Source organism: Niveibacterium microcysteis (genome assembly GCF_017161445.1).
Classification (GTDB): domain Bacteria; phylum Pseudomonadota; class Gammaproteobacteria; order Burkholderiales; family Rhodocyclaceae; genus Niveibacterium; species Niveibacterium microcysteis.
Genome location: NZ_CP071060.1, coordinates 3,059,272 through 3,077,489, shown reverse-complemented (window position 1 = coordinate 3,077,489; position 18,218 = coordinate 3,059,272). Strand labels below are relative to the sequence as shown.

The following is an 18,218-nucleotide window of genomic DNA, read 5'->3' as shown; positions in this document are numbered from 1 at the left end:
GTCGCCATCCGCCCCTGCGAAGCCAGCTAGCAAGGGTGAGGCTAAGGTGCCTACTGACTCTGTCACGAAATTCCCGGCGGAGCTTGATCCGACCCTGCCGACCCTTCCGAAAGGACTCTTCGACGCCCTAGGCGTTCAGGCCGCCATGTCGGCTCTAGGAGCATCTTCTGCTCAGGAGAGCCCCAGAATCCTGCTTGATGTTCCGGACATCTATGACCGCACGGCTGCGATTCCTGTGCGCATCAAGGCGGCGCTGCCCTCTGTGGAAGCGGTAGTGCTGCTTCATGAGCGGGAGAGCAAGCCCGTGTTGGCGGGATTTGCAATGCGCCCCGTTCAGGATGCCGAGTTTTTCTTCGCCATCTCGGCGAAAAAGACTGGCGTGGTCAAGGCTCTCGTAAAGTCGGAAGGCAAATGGTTCTTCGCTCAGAAAACGCTACGCTTGGCAACGGAATCGTGGAGGTAAGCGCTCGCGATGAAGTGCCGCGTCTGCGCATCGGCGAGTTGCTGCTCAAGGCCGAACTCATCTCCGAGGAGGAACTTGATCAGGCACTAGTGATGCAGCAGAGGGCTCCGGGCGAACGCATAGGCGCCCTGCTGATCAAGCGAGGTGCAATCTCTGAAGACGCCTTTCTGCCGGTTCTGGCCGAGCAACTCGGCCTTCGCCTGCTCGAGCCCGCCACCCTGCTTGAATACAAGGAGGCCGTGCGTACTACGATGGCCGAGGCCCGGATGGCCCTCCGTTGGGGGCGTCAGCACATGGTGGCCGTCTGGCGGTCAGACGACGAGGTTTTGCACGTCGCCGCCAAAGATCCGATCAAGTCCTCAATGCGCGAGATTGTTCGAGCACAGTTTCCAAATGCAGGCCTTTACGCTTGGCAGTTGTGTCGCACCCGCGATCTCGAACGGCTGTTCGATGAGATCGAACGCAGCGAGGGGGCGCGGAGCGTCAATCTGAACGAGCTCCATCATTTGAAAGAGCTCGCGGAAGAGGCGCCGATTGTTGAACTTGTCAATAGTCTGTTTGCGCGAGCAACCGACGCCCGCGCATCAGATATTCATGTGGAGCCCGAAGAGTTCGGGTTCAGCGTGAGGGCGCGGGTTGACGGTGTTCTGAAGGCGATCGAAGCTTATTCGCGGGAGAAGTTTGACGCTGTGGTATCGCGTATCAAACTTATCTCGGAACTTGATATTGCTGAACGCCGTCTGCCGCAGGATGGCCGCTTCACAATTCGCGCCGGTGGTATCGAATCTGATGTGCGCGTGTCGGTAATCCCTGGTGTATGGGGGGAGTCGATTGTCATGCGCTTGCTCCCAAAGGAGCGGGGAGGCGATTTCTCGCTCGACGCCTTGGGTATGGAACCGGATCACCGCGCGATCTTCGAGCACTGGATCTCAGAGCCGCACGGCATCGTCCTTGTCACAGGTCCCACTGGTTCCGGCAAGAGCACCTCGCTATACACTGCATTGACTCTCGCTAACGACCGCACGAACAAGATCATTACGGTCGAGGACCCCGTGGAGTTCCACCTCGATGGCGTCACCCAGATCCAGGTTCAACCTGAGATTGGTTACACCTTTGCGAGTGCGCTCCGGGCGATTCTGCGCCACGACCCGGATATAGTCATGATCGGCGAAATCCGCGATCTCGAAACCGCGCAGATTGCAGTGCAAGCGTCGTTGACCGGCCATATGGTCTTTTCCACCTTGCACACGAACGATGCGTTGTCAGCCTTCAATCGATTGATCGATATGGGCGTCGAACCGTTTCTGGTTGCATCATCGTTGCGCGGTGTGCTCGCTCAGCGCCTCGTGCGGCGACTCTGCCCCGCGTGTTCGGAGCGTGGCGTTGCAACGCCCGAGCAAGTTGCATTGCTCGATAGGGTGCTTTCGCTCGAGCAACGTGCGTTGCTGGGCGATGCAAATGTCAGGCGCCCGGTCGGTTGTGATAGCTGCCTTGGTAGCGGGTTTCGAGGGCGGATTGGTATCTATGAATTCCTCCCGGTCTCCGACAGCATGAGAGCTGCAATCGCAGCTCGCAGCGTTACATTGGACGCGCTTACCGAGGGGGAGAGGGCGCAATGGCGAACCTTGTCAGGCGACGGGCTGATCAAGGTCTGGCGTGGCGTAACGACGTTCGCCGAAGTCATGCGCGTCGCAGGCAGTGAAGGGGTTTGACGGGTGGAGATCAAGTATCGTGCGATTGACGCTTCTGGGGCTGAGGTGTCTGGGCAGCTCACGGCCGATTCCGAGTCGCAGGCAATCGATCTCCTGACTGAACGGGGGCTTGTTCCCTTGAGTGTCAACGTGGCTCGCGAGCGCGTCTCCCGCCGCGCAGGCAATCGGGCTGCAACGTCTGCTCAGCGCGCCTTGGCCATCCGTGAGGTTGCCACGCTACTGACTTCGGGCGTTGGTCTGGTGGAGGCAATCGAGAATCTTGCACATGCACATCGGAACGACAGTATTGGTGCTGCTTTCTCCGATTTGAAAGTGCGCTTGCTTGCTGGCGAGAGCTTTTCTTCCTCGCTGGCAGCGCTGCCTGTCGAGTTTCCCGATTATGTCTACGTTCTGGCGCGCACGGGCGAACTGACAGGGAAGCTTGGCCCATCCTTGCACGATGCGGCGGATCAGATGGATTACGACGAGCAGACGCGGCAGGAGGCGAGAAACGCGCTCGTTTACCCAGCAATTCTGATCGCGACGGGCATTGGTGCCGTAATGCTGATTTTTGCGGTCGTCGTGCCCAGATTCGCCGGCATGCTGAAGAATCCGAAGGCGGACTTGCCAACCATCTCGGTCTGGGTGCTGCAGGGCGGCGTTTTCTTTCGCGAGCATATGCTGCCCATCTTCGCCGCCTTGGTCGTGCTCGGAATTCTTCTTGCGCGTGCGCTCAAGCAGCGCGATAGCCGCAATCGCATGTTGAACCTTGCGGCCTCGCTGCCTTTCCTTGGGCCGTGGGTTGAGTCCATGACAGTCGCGCGCTGGAGCTCGATTCTGGCCGTACTCGTCGAGAATCGAGTGCCGATTATCGACGCACTTGAACAAGCTCGCGCTTCATCCGTCCTCACAAACTTCTCGCATCGACTTGATCTGGCGCAGCGAGACGTAAAAGCGGGGAAACGCTTGGCCGACGCCCTCGAGTTGCACCGTGTTGTGGACCCGACTGGCGTCAGTATGGTCCGGGTTGGAGAGCGTTCTGGTGAACTTGGCCGCATGCTTAAGGGCGTCGCCAGCTACTGGACCGGCGTCAATCGCAACCGTATGAAACGATTGCTTGCACTGATCGAGCCGGTGACCATTCTGATCATTGGTGCCGCGATTGGTATCATCATGGTCGGGATCATGCTTGCGATCGCGAGCCTGAGCAATCTGACGATTTAGGGGTTCATTCATGCGCGTGCGCGCTTCTCAAGGCTTCACTCTGCTCGAGATGTTGGTTGTGCTGGTCATCATCGGGCTTCTCGCCAGTTTGGTCGGGCCCAAGCTTTTCACTAAGGTCGACTCTTCTAAAGTCCAGACTGCTGAAACGCAGGTCAAGATGCTCAAAGGGGCGCTTGAGACGATGCGGCTTGATACGGGCACCTTTCCGACCACGGAACAAGGACTCGCTGCACTGAACAAGGCGCCCGACGACGCCAAGGCGAAGTCCAAGTGGAAAGGCCCGTACCTGGACGAAGATATCCCAGCGGATCCATGGGGCAACGCCTACGTTTATCGCACGCCCGGGCCTGATGGCCGCCCGTTCTATCTCTACTCGCTCGGCGCTGATGGCAAGGAAGGCGGCGAGGGCATTGATGCCGATGTCGGAATCGCGCCCACACGCAAGGCGCAGTAACGTCGTCGTCTCCGGCGCGACGGGTTTTACGCTGCTCGAATTGCTGGTTGTGCTGCTGATCACCTCGCTTCTTGCGGGGCTGGCAGCGCCGCGAATATCGGATGCGCTTGAGCGCAGGCGCATCGACAATGGGTTTCGGCTCCTTGAGCGTCAGATTTCGTTGTTGAGGCAACGGCTTATCGCGTCGGGCGGGGCGCTCAAGCTCACTCAAGATATCCTGGAAAAGCCGTTGACCGATGGCCGTCCTCCGTTCTCCCTGCCTGAAGGCTTTGGCGTGACGATTGACCGCGAGATACTGTTTGGTGCCAACGGTGCATGTTCTGGCGGAGATATCGTCTTTGTCGCACCGGGCGGCTTGCAACGTCGACTCATCCTGGACCCACCGTTCTGCTTGCCGCGCCAGGCGCAGTAGTCATGTCTCCTCGCTCGCTTTACAACCAGCAAGGCTTCTCACTGCTTGAAGCCATTGTTGCACTGACGTTGGTCGCCACCTTGGGGGCGGGGCTGTTCGCCTGGATGAATAGCAGTCTCTCTTCGCTGAATCGTGTGCGTGATGCCAGCATTGAGCGCTCGGCCCGACTCAACATTCTCGAATACTGCAAGAGCATTAATCCGATGAATCGGCCAGCGGGCGAGCACGATTTTGGCGCCTACCGGATCGAATGGACGAGCCAACTTAAGGAGCCAGCGATGGATGCCATTGGCTTCCCCTCGGGGCGAGGAAACTTTCAGGTCGGGTTCTACGATCTCAAAGTTCAGGCGGTCAGGGCTGGTTCGCCGTGGTTCTTGCTTGAACTCGACCAAGTTGGATATCGGCGCGTACGGCAAGCCCTTCTACCGGGATGGTCCCCTGCCGAATGAAGCGTAGCGCTGGTTTCACCCTCTTGGAAATGCTGGTGGTGCTTGCAATCACCAGCATGGTTTTCGCGTTGCTGATGGAATCGCTCCAGCAAGCGTTCCGCATTCAGCTCAAGCTGAACGAGGTGACCTCGGATTCCACTGGCGGCGCCTTGGCTGATGCGTGGTTTCGCGATCTCATCGAAGGCTTGCAGCCGGGCGAACGTTTGAGCCCCCAGGTATTCAAAGGTGAGTCCACGGCGTTGTCGGGCCTGACGTTGCGGCCTGTGAGTGCCTCCAGCGAAGGCATGCCAACGCAGTTCACCCTGTCCTTGGTTGTTGACCGCCAGCAGCAAGTCACTCGCCTGCGCTACCGCGATGCAACGCTCGAGGCTGAACTGCATGCATTCCCGAGCGCGGAAGTCCGTTTCGTCTACCAAGACGATGACGGTGCTGAATTTGAACAGTGGCCGCCCAATCGTAACGATCCTCCGCAGATTCCCGCGCTTGTTCGCGTTGTTTGGGGCAAGTCTGGTGCCGATTTCGGCGAACTGGTTGCGCGGCCATCAGGTCCGGTAGTGCCCCTGCCCGCCGCGGCCGGGATTTTTGGAATTGGGGGCGCACCATGAGCGGGCGGCGCCATCTTCCATTCGCTGGTCCCGCGCGCCAGCAAGGGTTCGTGCTGGCCCTGACACTTGGAGTGCTGGCCGCAGTCATGTTCGTTGCCGCATATCTCGCAGAAAGCCTGAGCCTTTCGCTGCAGACGGCCCAGATTGAAAGCGATCGCGCCCGCGCCGAAGAACTCTTGTTCTCTGCTCGTGCCGAGGCGCTTTATCGCATGTCAACCCAGCGCCGAAGTAGCTACGGAATGGGCTCCGCCGCCAACCCGGTCAAGCTTGACGGCACGCCTTACCATCAGACCGATGACGTCGTTGTTGCCTATCAGGACGCGCGCGGCCTTATCAGCCTCTCCGGCGCACCGCCGGCATGGCTTCGACTGCTGCTGCTCTCGGTTGGCGCAGCGCCGAATGAAGTCGATCCGCTGCTCGACGTGTTGAACGACTACATCGACACAGACAACCTTCGCCGCGTAAACGGTGCTGAGGCGGACGACTATGCCGTCCTGGGCCTGCCACCGCCGGCGAACAGGGCGCTGATTTCGGCCGCAGAATTGCGCCGGCTCCCTCGCTGGCAAGATCACCCCGCCATCTGGAAGAACGGCCTCGCCGATCTTGTGGCGGTGGTTCCTTCGCAGCTCTTTAACCCCAATACCGCGCCAGCAGGCGCTTTGCGCGCTGTGCCCGGGGTGACCCCCGAAAGCGCCGCCGTCCTGATGGACCTGCGCAAGGCGGGGCGCCAGATCGGCCTCGCTGAGCTGGAGTCCATCGGGGGTGCCACCATCAATGCGTTATACTCGCCCGTTTCGACGTTTCCTTCTGATACGCTTTTCGTCACCCATTGGCCCCCCGGGCAGGCTTGGGGGATGCGGATGGCGATCACCATTACTCCCGCGAGTCTTTATGGCCCTTGGCGTATCCTCTACATCGACCGGGTCGATTCCCGTCCGACAGCGCCTGCGCGGAGTGCTTTCCCGAATCTTCCTCCTCGCGGGGGCGATGCGGACGCTTCAGCGGCCCCGCTGCTTCCTGGTGGCGGCATCGGCCCCTGAGCCACGCAAAAGTCTGCTTCGTCCTTTGGCTGTTGTGCCACGCAGCGTGGTGCACTGGTTCTCGATGTCAGGGGATCGGCTCCCCGCGCACGCAAGGCCACAGGCCATCCGGCTGCGTCTTTTGCAGGCCAGTCCGTTTGCGCGTACGGCATTTGCATGGTTCGAGCGGGGCGATACGCTTTGCGCATGGTATTGGGATGAAGCGGAGTCCGATCGGCGCTTCGAACACTACGGCCTGGGCCCTGCAAATCCTGTTTGCCCAGAACCTCTCTTGCGCGCTTTGCCCGACGAGGGTGTCTTCCTGCTTGCATGCCTGGAAGGCTACGAAGGGGTGCGGCTCGTACCGGGGCGGGCACCAATCACCTGCTGGTGGCCCCGGCCGCCCGATGACGCGGAATGGGTCGAGTTTCTGCGTGATGCCGGTCTCTCTGCGAACCTACCTCGGCCGCAGCCAACCTCACTTCCCTGGCTTGAGAAACCCACTCAGGCAGTTCACGTCGTACGGACGCGTGTCCGAGACGGTCAGATCGCCGAGTACGTGTTCTATGCAATGCTCGTTTTTTGTGCTGGCGCGCTGGCGCTGTGGCTTGCGCTTTGGCAGCTGACCTTGAATCGCGCGCTGGCTGACGCTCAAACCCGCCACGCAGCGCTCTCAAGTCAGCTTGAACGTGTGTTGGCTGATCGCGAGGCGGCTGAACGTGATGCCGCTGCAGTCGCTGAACTGGCCGGCAATGAGGCTGGCCCGGAGCAGATCCAGCTGCTCCTTGCGGTCGCGCAGGCCGGCGTTGGGAACGGGCAGAAGTTTACGCTCGACGAATGGGATGTGCGCAACGGCAAGCTACGCGCCGCGGTCAGAATCGAGGCGGGCGACGCGTCGCGCGTCGCGCTGCTGCGGGCCCTCGAGGCAATAGAAGCGTTGCACAACGTCCGCATCCAGGTCGGCAACGACACACGCATGCTCGTCGTCACCGCTGAGCTTCGCCCTGCAAGTGTCGGGAGTGGCGCATGAGTCCGGCGCATTTGCTTGCCCGGGCGCGCGCCGCACTCGCTCCCCAGGTTGCCGAGATGCGGCGAGAGCTTGCTGGCAACCTGCGTCTTCGAATCGGTTTGGCCGCAATCGCTGCGATCGTCGCCGCCTACGGGCTACTGAGCTGGCAGGAGTATATCCAGGCCCGGCAGAAGGAAGTCACGCGCATTCGGCGCGATGTGGCACGGCTTGAAGCGCTGGGCGGTAGCGGCCCGCAATGGGTTGCACGTCGCCAAGAAGCGGGCCGTGCGCGCACCGCGTATGAGGCGCGCCTGTGGCGAGCTCCCTCGGTTGCGCAAGCGCAAGCCAGCTTTCAGGATTGGGTCGCCGCCCGCCTCAAGGCGCTCAACGTGATTGGCCCGAAGCTCAACATCGTTGACGATCGTGACGCGGCAGCCAACGCTTCGGGCGCCGATCACCCTTGCCCGGTGCGTCTGAGGGTCGAGTTTCCATTCTCTGCCCGGCAGCTGGAGGACTTTCTCGGAGCGATCTACATGTCTGGGCGCAACGTGCGCGTCGAGTCGATTTTCGCGGGCCAATCCAAGCGCAAGCTCGAAATGACGCTGCTTACCTGGACCACCATTGGCGAAACCGTAGAGCCCGACACCCCGTCAGCCTCTGTCGATCAGTCCGCGCCTCAGGCAGCCGGTGCGCTCGACGCCCTCATCCGCAAGAGTCTCCCGCAATGATCCGTCGGCTCGCAATGTTGCTAGCCTTTCTCTGGCTTCTGGTGGCACTTGCCTACTGGCTTGCGGGCCCGCGTGCGCCGCTTGCGGCATCCAGCCACCTTGCTGCCGACGACTGGCAGTTGGTTCAGCCCGAATTCCCCGATGTCAATATCGCCTGGGACGATCTCAAATCGCGCTTTATCTGGGGCGCGCCTCCTCCTCCTCCGGGCGTGGCCAACGCTGGCAAGGTTGAAGAGCCACCGCTCACCCCGCCCGATTGGCGCATCTTGGCTGCCGTCAATTCGGGCGCCGATCGATTCGTCGTTGTGCAAGTCGGCAAGCAGCCCCCGGTTAATGTTGCAGCCGGCGAGAAGTTGCCCGACGGCAGCAAGCTCGAGCGTATCGAGGCCGATCGCCTCTATCTCGTCGTAAATGGCAAGAAACGGATTTTGAGGATCTATCCCGAATGAAGCACCCCGTCCGTCGCGCACGCCCGTGGCGCCTCATGCCCGCATTGGTTGCAACGCTTGTCGGTTGTACCACCGGTTCGCCGTTCATCCCTAATCCTATCAACCCGCTCAAACGTGGCACTGCAGCCCCCGGCGACCCGGAAGTCATGGGCGCGGCGGGCGGGGGCACGCAGCTTGCAAACGAGACCGGCCTCTATCAGACGCCCGCGCCACCCACCCCTCAGCGCAGCAGTGCAGGCGCGCGTTCTGCCGCTGCGCCCAAGCCCGGAAACGAAAACGCCGACACATCGTTGATGTTTGAGCAGGTCTCGCTCACAGCCTTCATTCAGACGGTTTACGGCGCCATTCTGAAAAAGAATGTATCAGTGGACCCGGCTGTCGAGGCCAAGAAAGACCTCGTAAGCCTGCGCACCGGGTCGCCCCAAACACCCAGTCAGGTTGCAGAGCTTGCGCGCGGAGTGCTCAAGTCATACGGCATCGCGGTGTCTGACTATGGCAGCTTGGTTCGCGTCACGCTCGATACTGCGCAGACCGGTTACCTGCCCGAAATCCGCCGCGGCCGCGCGATGCCCGAGACCCCGCTCGCGCTGCGCCCCGTCTTCCAGCTTGTTGAACTCGAAGCGGTATCACCCGCAGGGGTCTCCAACTGGCTTAAAACAATCTTCGGCAGCAAGATCCAGGCGCAGGACGACCTTGCTCGCCAGGCCATTCTGCTCAGCGGCCAGCGCGATGATGTGCAGGCCGCGATGGAAGCCATCCAGATGCTCGACCAGCCTGCGATGCGGGGCCGCATTTCGGCCCGCGTTGCACCGGTGTTCTGGTCCGCCGATGAGCTCGCCAAGCGCCTCACAGACGTGCTTCAGGCTGAGGGGTATTCGGCCACCATGCAGCCCAATGGACAAGCGCCAATCATCCTGCTGCCCGTTGCCCCGCTCAATTCCATCATCGTCTTCAGCGCCGGTGAAGATGTGCTCAACCACGTGTTGCACTGGGCGCGGGAGCTTGATCAGCCTGGGCAGGGGCGTGGTACCGCCGGTTACTTCACGTATCCGGTGAAGAATACCGACGCTGCAGGCCTAGCTAAGACTTTGCAAGAGATCATGAATCCGGCCGCTGCGGCGGCGGGTGCGACCGGCCAGGCGGCAACGCAACTGAAGAGCCGAGTGGTGGTGAATGCCGCCACCAACAGCCTAATCATTCAGGGCAACTCAAGCGAATATCAGCAATGGCTCGGTTTGCTGCAGGAACTGGACAAGCCTGCCAAGAGCGCACTGATCTCAGTTACCATCGCCGAAGTGCGCCTTACCGATACCGAACAGTTGGGCGTGGAGTGGATGCTCAACACCTACCGGCAGAATGGTTACAAGGTGGATGTGGGTACCATGGGTAACCTCAACGTTTCAAAGATCGGTGGTCTTGCGGCAACCATATCGAATGCGTTTGGCGACCCGCGCGTCCTGATCAATGCACTGGCTTCCACGTCGCGCGTCAAGGTGCTCTCCAACCCCAGCCTCGTCACCCGAAACGGCGAAACGGCAACAATTCAGGTTGGTCAGGAGGTGCCGGTGATCCAGAGCACCCAATCAACAAACACGGGGGGGATTCAGGCTGGTGTCCTCCAGACCGTGCAATACCGGCAAACCGGTGTCATCCTCAAAGTCCGCCCGGTAATTCATGCAAGCGGTCGCCTCGAACTTGATGTGTCTCAAGAGGTCAGCAGCGCAGCGAATACCCTGACAGGCGTAAGCGCTTCCCCCACGTTTTCGACCCGCAAGATCGACACCAAGCTCACGGTCCTGGATGGCAACACGGTATTGCTGGGTGGTTTGATGCAACAGTCCACCGACGCTACGGATACCGGCGTTCCCTTGCTCAAAGACATCCCGGTTGCCGGCGTCATGTTCAAGAACAACACTGACAAGCTTGATCGTACCGAACTGATCGTGTTGATCACGCCGAACGTGATTCAGGACGATTTTGATGCGCAGGCGGTAACGGATGCTTTCCGTGCCCGGATGTCGTGGGCAGCTCCTAAGACCCGCGCGCGGTGGGAGGGAACCATGGGCGCAGCAATTCGCGGCGACATCCCGATGCCGCGGCCCAACATTGATCTCTCGTCCACCCCGGCCCAGGTAACGCAGGGCGAGGGCGCGCTTCCAATTGCTTCCCCTAAGCCCGCGGCAGTAACGCCGGCGGCTTCAGTCCCAACGCCTAATGGCGGCGCAGCGCCAATTCCGTCCGCCGCGCCGGCGCCGCTTCAAGCTTCTCCGCCGCAGCCACCTTCACCGGAGCGCTCCAAGCCCTATGTGCTGCCTCCACCAGGCAGCAAGCCCGCGACCAGCTCGGCCCAGAAGCCGCCGGCCGCGCCAACCGAAGCGCAAACCGAGGTCGTGCCGCAGCCCGAACCGGGGCCAAAGCCGGTTCTCGACGAAAAGCTTCGTCAAGAGCTTTTGGACCACCTGCGCAAGTCACATTGAGAAAGCGCAATTTTGATGCGGGTTGCCGCCTACCGTTCGTCGGAAACCTGCGCCAATACTGCGATTGCGAAAATGCAACAAGCCGTATATAGTCGTCAGTGCTGTTATACTCACAGCGGGTGTGGGAGGATCGCACTGACAATAAGAAGGTGTCGAAGCCCTCACGACATGCCCTCTAAGCTTAGAGAAACGTCGTCAATCTTCCTTCATAAAGGAACTTTCGCATGAAGCAAAAACTGATCGCTGCCCTGGTTACCAGTGCGATCGCAGGCCTCGCGGCCCCTACCGCTAACGCTGGTGTTATCCAGGCTACCTACAAGATCTTCGCTGCGGAGATCTTCGGTGATAGCTCGCTGTCGCTCAAGGCTCCGGTTATCTCGTATAACCTTAGCCGTCCGGTGTCGGGTAGCTCCACCAACCCGAACACCTTCAAGATCGCGCTGACCCTGAGCGGCGGCAAGTGGGACGCTGCAGCGATTGCGAACGCCCGCGCTGTGCTGCGTGATCCCTCGTCGGCCAATGCGCTGCCCAACACCGTTGCCGGTGCTGTGCTCAGCAATGACGACAAGACCGTGACCTTCACGTTCGTTGCCGACCAAGACGGCACGACCTACCCGGTCAACTCGACGATCACCTTCGGCGACTTCTCCGCCGCCGCCCCGGCCTCCGCATCCGCAGTTCCTGCTGGTGCTGCCCCGGCGCTGTTCACGCTGGCCGTTGATTCGGTTCTGAAGACCCCGCTGGACGCCGCTTGCGCGCCTGAGCAGGCTTCGATCTCGGTTACCGCCAAGATGACCAACGCTTCGGATGTCGAAGTCGACACCAACGATCCGGGCGCCATCATCACCACCCCGGTGCTGGCTTCCAACGTTGCGTTGAATATCACCGCGTCCTCGTCCGCTTCGTTCGGCCCGGCTGTGACCGACAACGAAGTGTCGAAGATCGACGTGCTGACCACCGGTCTGGGCAAGATCTTCACCAGCACGGCGTCGATTCCGTCGACTCAAGCTGCGGACGACGTTACCGTTGCGCTGAAGAAGACCATCAACCTCGGCAAGATCACCATCAAGGATCGTGCATCGCTGTACGACACTGATGGCCTGGCCAAGTACACGATGGCTGGTACGTTCGGTGTTGACGCAGTTGGTAACGTGTCGGGTGATAAGCTGAACGTCGTGATCGGCGGCAAGTTCGTCAAGAACGGTAGCGTCTACCTGTCGACCAGCGCCGCTTGCGCGGGTGAAGCGTCTGACTTCGCTGGCGCCACTCCGTCTGCCACGCTGAATTCGGCCCTCGACGCGGCAACGTTCTCGACGACGATCAACGATGCGGATTGGCTGGCTGCTGCTAGCTCCACTCGTTCGGCGTACGTGTGCTACACGGTTCCTGGTGACCAAGTGGTTCCCACCTCGCAGTTCAAGCTGGTTAGCGGTTCGCTGACCAAGCTCGGCTCGTCGAAGGAGCTGGCGAACCCGGTTTGCCCGGCCAACATGTACAACCTGGTTTCGAACGGTGTTCAGCTGGATGTCCGTAACTACATCCAGAAGGCCCAGACGGACGCAACGGGTTGGGTCTCGGTCCTGCGTATCATCAACACCGATGAGTCGCAGACTGTTGACGTGAATGCCCAGCTGATCAAGGACGACGGTACCCTGCTGAACGCAGGCAAGATCGTTACCCTGGCTCCGCGTGCATTCAAGTACATGACCGCTGCTGAAATCGAAGCGCTGCTGCCGGAAACGGTTGCTGCTTCGGGCAACAACGCCCGCCTGCGCCTCACGGCTGCTGGCAGCTCGCTCCGCGTTCAGAACTACCACCTGAACCCGGTGACCGGCGCTGTCAACGAAGTGTCGGCTGCTCAGGGTGATGATGGTCCGGACTACGCCCGTAAGGCTGACGGCGACAACAAGTAATACTTGTTGAAGTCAGGTAGTTCCTGAAAAGGGGGGGCGACCCCCCTTTTCTTTTTTGCAGTACGGTATTCAAGATACATGTCGCAAGTGGTTGACGAACTATGAAACTCCTCGATTCTCTGATTGCAGTGAGCCGCCGCTGTGCGTTGCTGGCGATTTGTTTGATTCCGCTTTCCGTTGCGGCTGACGAGGCGGCGCTTCGACAGAAGGCACAGGCCTTTCTCAAGCAGGGTGGTACTATTCAGTCAGTCACCAAATTGCCCGTTGGCCAGTTGAACGAGATCGTGTTGTCGAACGGGCAAATTCTCTATTCCGATGACGCATTTACGTATTTCTTTGTCGGTGGCGAACTGATATCGACCGCCGATAAGCGCAACCTCACGGACGAGACGAACGAGCGTCTCTCCAAGATCGATTTTCAGGCGCTACCTTTTGGGCATGCGCTCAAGCGTGTTAACGGTAATGGTCAGCGCGTCATTGCGACGTTTGAAGACCCAAATTGCAGCTATTGCAAGAAGCTGCGCTCAGAGCTTGACGCCCTGCCCGACGCTACCATTTACACTTTCGTGATCGCGGTGATCAACGAAGACTCAATTGGAAAGGCCAAGCGTCTCTGGTGTGCGGATGATCGTAATGCGGCTTGGGCGCTTTGGATGAAGGAGGGCAAACTGCCCGCCGAGCGAAAATGCAATGACGTGATCGACGAGAACCAGAAGCTAGGCGCCCAGGTTCGAATCTCTGGCACGCCGACGATTTTCTTCGAAAACGGAAAGCGCATCACGGGTTTCGTTACGAAAGACAAGATCGAGGCTGCAATTAACGCTGCAATCGCAGAACGGGCTGCTGAAGCGCTCTCGAAGGCGGGTAAGTGAAACCTTGCGGCGTATGACCTACGCGCTGGATGCGTCGAGTTCGTACGACGTTGCGTCCCCCCCGGGGCATCCCGAGATCTGTCGTTGGCAGGCCGCACCCCACACAGGTGCGGTAAAGCCCGCATTGATGCTTCTCGCTGGCGAGCAGCTAAGTCTTGGGTTGGCGCCGGGGGTAGAACGGGTCGTTTGCCAGTTGCGCTACTCCGCGGGCTTGCCTGAGATCTCGGTGGACGGCCTTGAGGCGGAACTCATGCTGAGTCTTCCTGGCGATCGAGAGTGCGCCCTGGTTCGGGTTCCGGTTCTTCGGGGAGACGAGTCGCGCATTGGTTGTTTGTCGATTGACTTGCCGCCTGCGCCGGACGGCGCACGCTTGTCCTTGCGATGCCTTCCGGGGCCTTTGAATGATCCGGCAGCCGACTGGTTGGCTGTGCATGAGCTGATCGTGGCTCCACCGGAACTTCAGGGGCTTGCCAGGGCGCGCAGCTTTGGTGGCCTTCGGGCGGCAAATGAACGTGCGCACTTTGCGACAGCATATCGGCACCCGATGTATCAGGATCGATTCCAACGGGCCAACCACCTTGACGCGTTGATTCCGTCTGCGCGCTCGCTGGGTGTGTCCGGCGCCTGCACCAATGCCTTTGACCTTGCCCATGCTTTGCTTGGTCAGCGGGGCGCCAGCGATGTGCCTGATTTCTCGCTTCGTCTGCGCGAGATGGCGCTGCGCTTGGGGCGGCCACCACGGGTTCTGTCGCTTTGTGCAGGAACCGCCGCCACTGAGGCTGCCCTTCTGCGCGGCGCGAACGTAAAGGTTGAGCTGTTGCTCGTTGATATAGATGAGTCGTTGTTGGCAGTGGCATGTGAGCGGGATTGGAGTGGGTCGCGACCAGCCATGCTGGTGCAGGATGTCAACAAACTCGATGTTGCGGCGGCGTCGTTCGATCTCGTGATGTGTGTGTCCGGCGCTCACCATCTCGTTGAGTTGGAGCATGTGTTCTCGCAGATTCGCGCTGCCCTCGCGCCGGGTGGCGAACTCTGGCTTATCGGAGAGCAGGTAGGTCCAAACGGAAACCGTCTCGACACCGCCGCGCTTGCTGCGGCGAATGCTGCGTTTGCGGCACTCCCCGAGGAGTTTCGGCGGAATCAGCGCACCCGCATTGCAGATTCGACGTTGCCAAACCAAGACTGCGCTGAAGCAACTTTCGAGGGCATTCGCAGCGACGACATCGAGCGCGTGCTGTCTCGCTACTTTCTGCCGGTCGAACTGTGCCGCCGCAACGTCTTTCTTTGGCGCATCGTGGGGCCAGATTACGTTCTGAACTACGACATTGCCAGTGCGGATCATCGACGTTTGCTCGAGCAATTGGTTGACGCCGATCTCGCTGCTGCGGCGAAAGGGTTGCGGCCAACCGAGTTGCATGGGATCTATCGTGCGCTCGGTTGAGCCATCTTCCAGCGTGAGTTGGTTGGCGAGCGTTCTCCAAGCTATCGCGTAGGATCAAGGTTTTCTCTGTTGGGGGGCGACTTGCTGCAACGCCCGCTATGACAAGCCTCCGAGTATGAATAGACTAAAACCCCACCCCAAATCGTTCGGGCCGCAGATAGCCCGCTGGATGTTCTTTGGTGCCATGGCTTGGGCGCTGGTTGCTGTTTACGTAAGCTTCGGTTATGGACTTGCCGACAACGGTGACTATGGCCGAATCATGAAGCCCTTTGCGTCAATGCCTTTGGGTTTTAACGAGAACTGGCCTGAACCCGGATCTGATGCGTATAAAGTGCGTTTCTGGACTTTCTGGTATCCAGACTGGAAGCCAGGCGCCGAGGGCGGGAATCTGGTGCAGAGCTCCGCCTGGGCGCTATGGTGGCCCGGGGTGGCCTTGGATCGCGCCTTGTTTTCTGACGGGATTCGGCACTTGCCGATAGTAGGTCTACCCCTTAAGGCCTTATTGCTGGGTGTGTTGTGCTTGGTCGGCCGAGGCTTGGTGCGACGGTATGGAGTGGCAGGCGGTCTTCTAACGCTTGTAATAGCTTGGGTGATGTTTGATGTTGCGTCACTGGGCTATCTGAATACCTTTTATCAAGAGAGTGCCCAAGTGGTTGGCTGCGCATTGCTTGCGGTTGCGTTAGCTTGGTGGGCGTCGCGCGAACCGTCGGTACGTTGGCGATCGGCAATCTATCCGCTTTGCGCCGCGTTCTTGATTTCGACCTCGAAGAACGCGAGCTTTCACGTAGTTGCACTGGTTGCTTTTGTGTTGGCTGCCTACACTGTTCGCGATTCGACAAATCGGAACCGGGAGCGACTTACAGCCTTGGTGTTGGCGCTGATTGGTTGCCTTGCTGCTGGAGTGGCCTTTAACTATGCGCGTGGTACTGCGGACATGGTGTTGGACACCAAGATGCACAGTTTCTTCGCAGGCGTTATGACGGTGAGTAAGGACCCGAAGCCGCACTTCCGGGCGGAGGGGCTTCCCGACGATGCGCTGAAGTGTATTGGCGAGTCGGCTTACAGCCAGATTGGGCGGCAATGTCGCGGAGACTATGCGGAGAAGCTTGGTTACGGAGCGACGATCAGGGCTGTCATGAGAGAGCCGTCGATGATCTGGCCGTTGGCAGTTGCTGGTGCGGATGGCCTGCATGTTGCGACGCCGTTTGCGCACCGCAGGACGCCGCAGTATTCGGCAATGGATATGAACGGCTCGGCTCTAGCGGCGTGGAGCGCGTTCAAGGAAACCCATCTTCCTCGCGGAGCGGCCGCGGTGCTCTCGTTGGGAGCGGTTGTGGTGGTCTCGATCCTGCTATTCCTGCGCGGTTATTCTCATGTGTTGTTTGCTGGGCTGTTTGCGATGATTGCATCGGTGGAGCTTGTCGTGGCAATTCTCGGCGCGGGGAAGATCGATCTCGATAAGCATCTCTTTCTCGCCAACATCTCGGTTGACTACTTACTGGTGTTTTGCGTGCTCGGCGTCGCCGAGAAATGGCGTCGCACATCCTTGACCCGATTCGCGGCACCGGTTGGCGTGGTCGCAAAGTCCGGCTCCTAAGAACCTAACGTTCAATTAGTGAATTTATGAGAACCCCCCCGATCATTTCGATTGTTGTGCCCTGTTACAACGAAGAGGCTGTGTTGTCAGAGACCGTGCTTCGTCTGGGCGCACTTCTGGATCGACTTGAGGCGGCTTGTGTTGTCTCGCCGGGCTCACATGTGATTTTTGTGGACGACGGGAGTAGGGATCGAACCTGGCCGCTCATCTTGGACTATGCGAGTAGAGATGCGCGGATGCGTGGTTTGCGTCTTTCGCGAAATCGTGGACACCAGAATGCTGTATTGGCTGGGATGTTCAACGCAAGCAGTGATGCGGTCGTGACGATTGATGCCGACCTCCAGGATGATGTTGATGCCATTGAAAAGATGGTGAACGCCTATCGCGATGGAAAGGACGTCGTTTACGGCGTCAGAAGCAGCCGTAGCAGCGATACCTTCTTCAAGCGTTGGACGGCGGAGAGCTATTACCGCGTTTTGGCATTGTTCGGCGTCGAGATTGTATTCAATCACGCAGACTATCGGCTGATGTCGCGCCGTGCGCTTGCAGCATTATCGGAATTCAGTGAAGTTAACCTTTTTCTGCGCGGCGTGGTTCCACAAATCGGGTTTGAGAGTGGAGTCGTTGAGTATGCGCGGTCGGAGCGATTTGCCGGCGAGTCAAAGTACCCGCTCAAGAAGATGCTTGCGCTCGCGTGGCAGGGTGTTACGTCGTTTTCGGTTACACCGCTGCGCTTTATTACCGGCATTGGAACGATTATCTCCTGCGTGTCTTTCGCCCTGGGTGCCTGGGCTCTGATCATGGCGTTGTTGCCAGGACATACCGTGCCGGGCTGGGCGTCTACGGTGATTCCGATTTATGTGTTGGGTGGTGTTCAGCTGATTGGAATTGGAGTGGTCGGTGAGTACGTCGGAAAGACGTATTTCGAGGTGAAAAGACGGCCACGCTATTTCGTGTCGGAGGTCGTCGGAGAGGGGCTCGTTGCCCATGGGCGGCCTGGCGATGTTGACAATCAGAGGTGATGCTCGTCGATTTCTGCAGTTTGCTGCCGTAGGCGCTAGCAATACGATCGTCCACCTGCTTGGAGTGTTGTTGCTGGTTGAGGTGCTGGGTTTTGTTCCAGTGGCGGCAAACGTGCCGGCCTTTCTGGTTGCGAATGTCTGGTCGTTTATCGCGAATTCTGTTTTTACATTCAGGGCTGCGGTTGTCTGGACCAAATATCCAAGGTTCCTGAGTCTTTCCTTGGTGGCGATGGCAGTGTCAACGGGGATTGTGCAGGCCTTTCAGTCACTTGGTTGGCATTATGTACTGGGTGTTCTTGCGAGCACTGGGACCAGTTTGACTATCAATTTTCTGTTGGTTCGCTGGGCGGTGTTTGGCGCTCGCGGTGCCTCGCGTGATTCTTATTGATGGTG

18 protein-coding genes are annotated in these 18,218 nt (G+C 59.5%); all 18 read left to right on the top strand.

Annotation, left to right across the window (positions count from 1 at the left end; genetic code table 11):
• Positions 1 to 46: 46 nt before the first annotated feature.
• The 18 genes from JY500_RS13975 (at position 47) to JY500_RS13890 (ending at position 18,213) form a co-directional block, all read left to right on the top strand.
• Positions 47 to 463: a thiosulfate oxidation carrier protein SoxY gene (locus JY500_RS13975; protein ID WP_206253310.1), complete on the top strand. Its 417-nt coding sequence runs from the start codon at positions 47 to 49 to the stop codon at positions 461 to 463.
• The gene (locus tag JY500_RS13970) at positions 412 to 2,175 is read left to right on the top strand and encodes a GspE/PulE family protein (protein WP_206253309.1); all 1,764 of its coding nucleotides are present in this window, start codon (positions 412 to 414) and stop codon (positions 2,173 to 2,175) included. Before JY500_RS13975 ends, JY500_RS13970 begins: the two co-directional genes overlap by 52 nt.
• Before the next feature lie 3 nt (positions 2,176 to 2,178).
• Positions 2,179 to 3,378 (top strand): type II secretion system F family protein, encoded by a 1,200-nt coding sequence (locus tag JY500_RS13965; protein ID WP_206253303.1) that lies wholly within the window; start codon positions 2,179 to 2,181, stop codon positions 3,376 to 3,378.
• 10 nt (positions 3,379 to 3,388) lie between these two features.
• Positions 3,389 to 3,832 (top strand): type II secretion system major pseudopilin GspG, encoded by a 444-nt coding sequence (gene gspG / locus JY500_RS13960; protein ID WP_206253302.1) that lies wholly within the window; start codon positions 3,389 to 3,391, stop codon positions 3,830 to 3,832.
• Positions 3,792 to 4,244 carry a prepilin-type N-terminal cleavage/methylation domain-containing protein gene (locus JY500_RS13955; RefSeq protein ID WP_246479630.1) on the top strand — a complete coding sequence of 151 codons (453 nt, stop codon included), beginning with the start codon at positions 3,792 to 3,794 and terminating at the stop codon, positions 4,242 to 4,244. Before gspG ends, JY500_RS13955 begins: the two co-directional genes overlap by 41 nt.
• 2 nt (positions 4,245 to 4,246) lie before the next feature.
• Positions 4,247 to 4,693 (top strand): type II secretion system protein, encoded by a 447-nt coding sequence (locus JY500_RS13950; protein ID WP_206253295.1) that lies wholly within the window; start codon positions 4,247 to 4,249, stop codon positions 4,691 to 4,693.
• Entirely contained in the window at positions 4,690 to 5,298 is a 609-nt protein-coding gene (locus JY500_RS13945) for a type II secretion system protein (RefSeq protein ID WP_206253293.1), read from the top strand. Before JY500_RS13950 ends, JY500_RS13945 begins: the two co-directional genes overlap by 4 nt.
• A 50-nt stretch (positions 5,299 to 5,348) precedes the next feature.
• Positions 5,349 to 6,338, top strand: a complete 990-nt coding sequence (locus tag JY500_RS13940) for a type II secretion system minor pseudopilin (RefSeq protein WP_206253292.1) — start codon at positions 5,349 to 5,351, stop codon at positions 6,336 to 6,338.
• Between the two features lie 271 nt (positions 6,339 to 6,609).
• Positions 6,610 to 7,347 (top strand): hypothetical protein, encoded by a 738-nt coding sequence (locus JY500_RS13935; protein WP_206253284.1) that lies wholly within the window; start codon positions 6,610 to 6,612, stop codon positions 7,345 to 7,347.
• Entirely contained in the window at positions 7,344 to 8,054 is a 711-nt protein-coding gene (locus tag JY500_RS13930) for a hypothetical protein (protein WP_206253282.1), read from the top strand. The genes JY500_RS13935 and JY500_RS13930 overlap by 4 nt, the downstream gene beginning before the upstream one ends.
• Positions 8,051 to 8,503: a hypothetical protein gene (locus JY500_RS13925; protein WP_206253280.1), complete on the top strand. Its 453-nt coding sequence runs from the start codon at positions 8,051 to 8,053 to the stop codon at positions 8,501 to 8,503. The genes JY500_RS13930 and JY500_RS13925 overlap by 4 nt, the downstream gene beginning before the upstream one ends.
• A gap of 35 nt (positions 8,504 to 8,538) precedes the next feature.
• The gene (locus JY500_RS13920) at positions 8,539 to 10,980 is read left to right on the top strand and encodes a secretin N-terminal domain-containing protein (RefSeq protein WP_206253279.1); all 2,442 of its coding nucleotides are present in this window, start codon (positions 8,539 to 8,541) and stop codon (positions 10,978 to 10,980) included.
• Between the two features lie 224 nt (positions 10,981 to 11,204).
• Complete coding sequence (locus tag JY500_RS13915; RefSeq protein WP_206253277.1) at positions 11,205 to 12,893, top strand: hypothetical protein; 1,689 nt, start codon at positions 11,205 to 11,207, stop codon at positions 12,891 to 12,893.
• A 101-nt stretch (positions 12,894 to 12,994) separates the two neighbouring features.
• Entirely contained in the window at positions 12,995 to 13,765 is a 771-nt protein-coding gene (locus JY500_RS13910; RefSeq protein ID WP_206253275.1) for a DsbC family protein, read from the top strand.
• Between the two features lie 13 nt (positions 13,766 to 13,778).
• Entirely contained in the window at positions 13,779 to 15,206 is a 1,428-nt protein-coding gene (locus JY500_RS13905; RefSeq protein ID WP_206253273.1) for a class I SAM-dependent methyltransferase, read from the top strand.
• Between the two features lie 169 nt (positions 15,207 to 15,375).
• On the top strand, positions 15,376 to 16,803 hold the full coding sequence (gene wsfD, locus JY500_RS13900; protein WP_206253271.1) for a glycan biosynthesis hexose transferase WsfD: 1,428 nt from the start codon (positions 15,376 to 15,378) through the stop codon (positions 16,801 to 16,803).
• 26 nt (positions 16,804 to 16,829) lie between these two features.
• Positions 16,830 to 17,825 (top strand): glycosyltransferase family 2 protein, encoded by a 996-nt coding sequence (locus JY500_RS13895; RefSeq protein ID WP_206253269.1) that lies wholly within the window; start codon positions 16,830 to 16,832, stop codon positions 17,823 to 17,825.
• Positions 17,806 to 18,213, top strand: coding sequence for a GtrA family protein (locus JY500_RS13890; RefSeq protein ID WP_206253267.1), 408 nt, complete (start codon positions 17,806 to 17,808; stop codon positions 18,211 to 18,213). Before JY500_RS13895 ends, JY500_RS13890 begins: the two co-directional genes overlap by 20 nt.
• Positions 18,214 to 18,218: the final 5 nt, after the last annotated feature.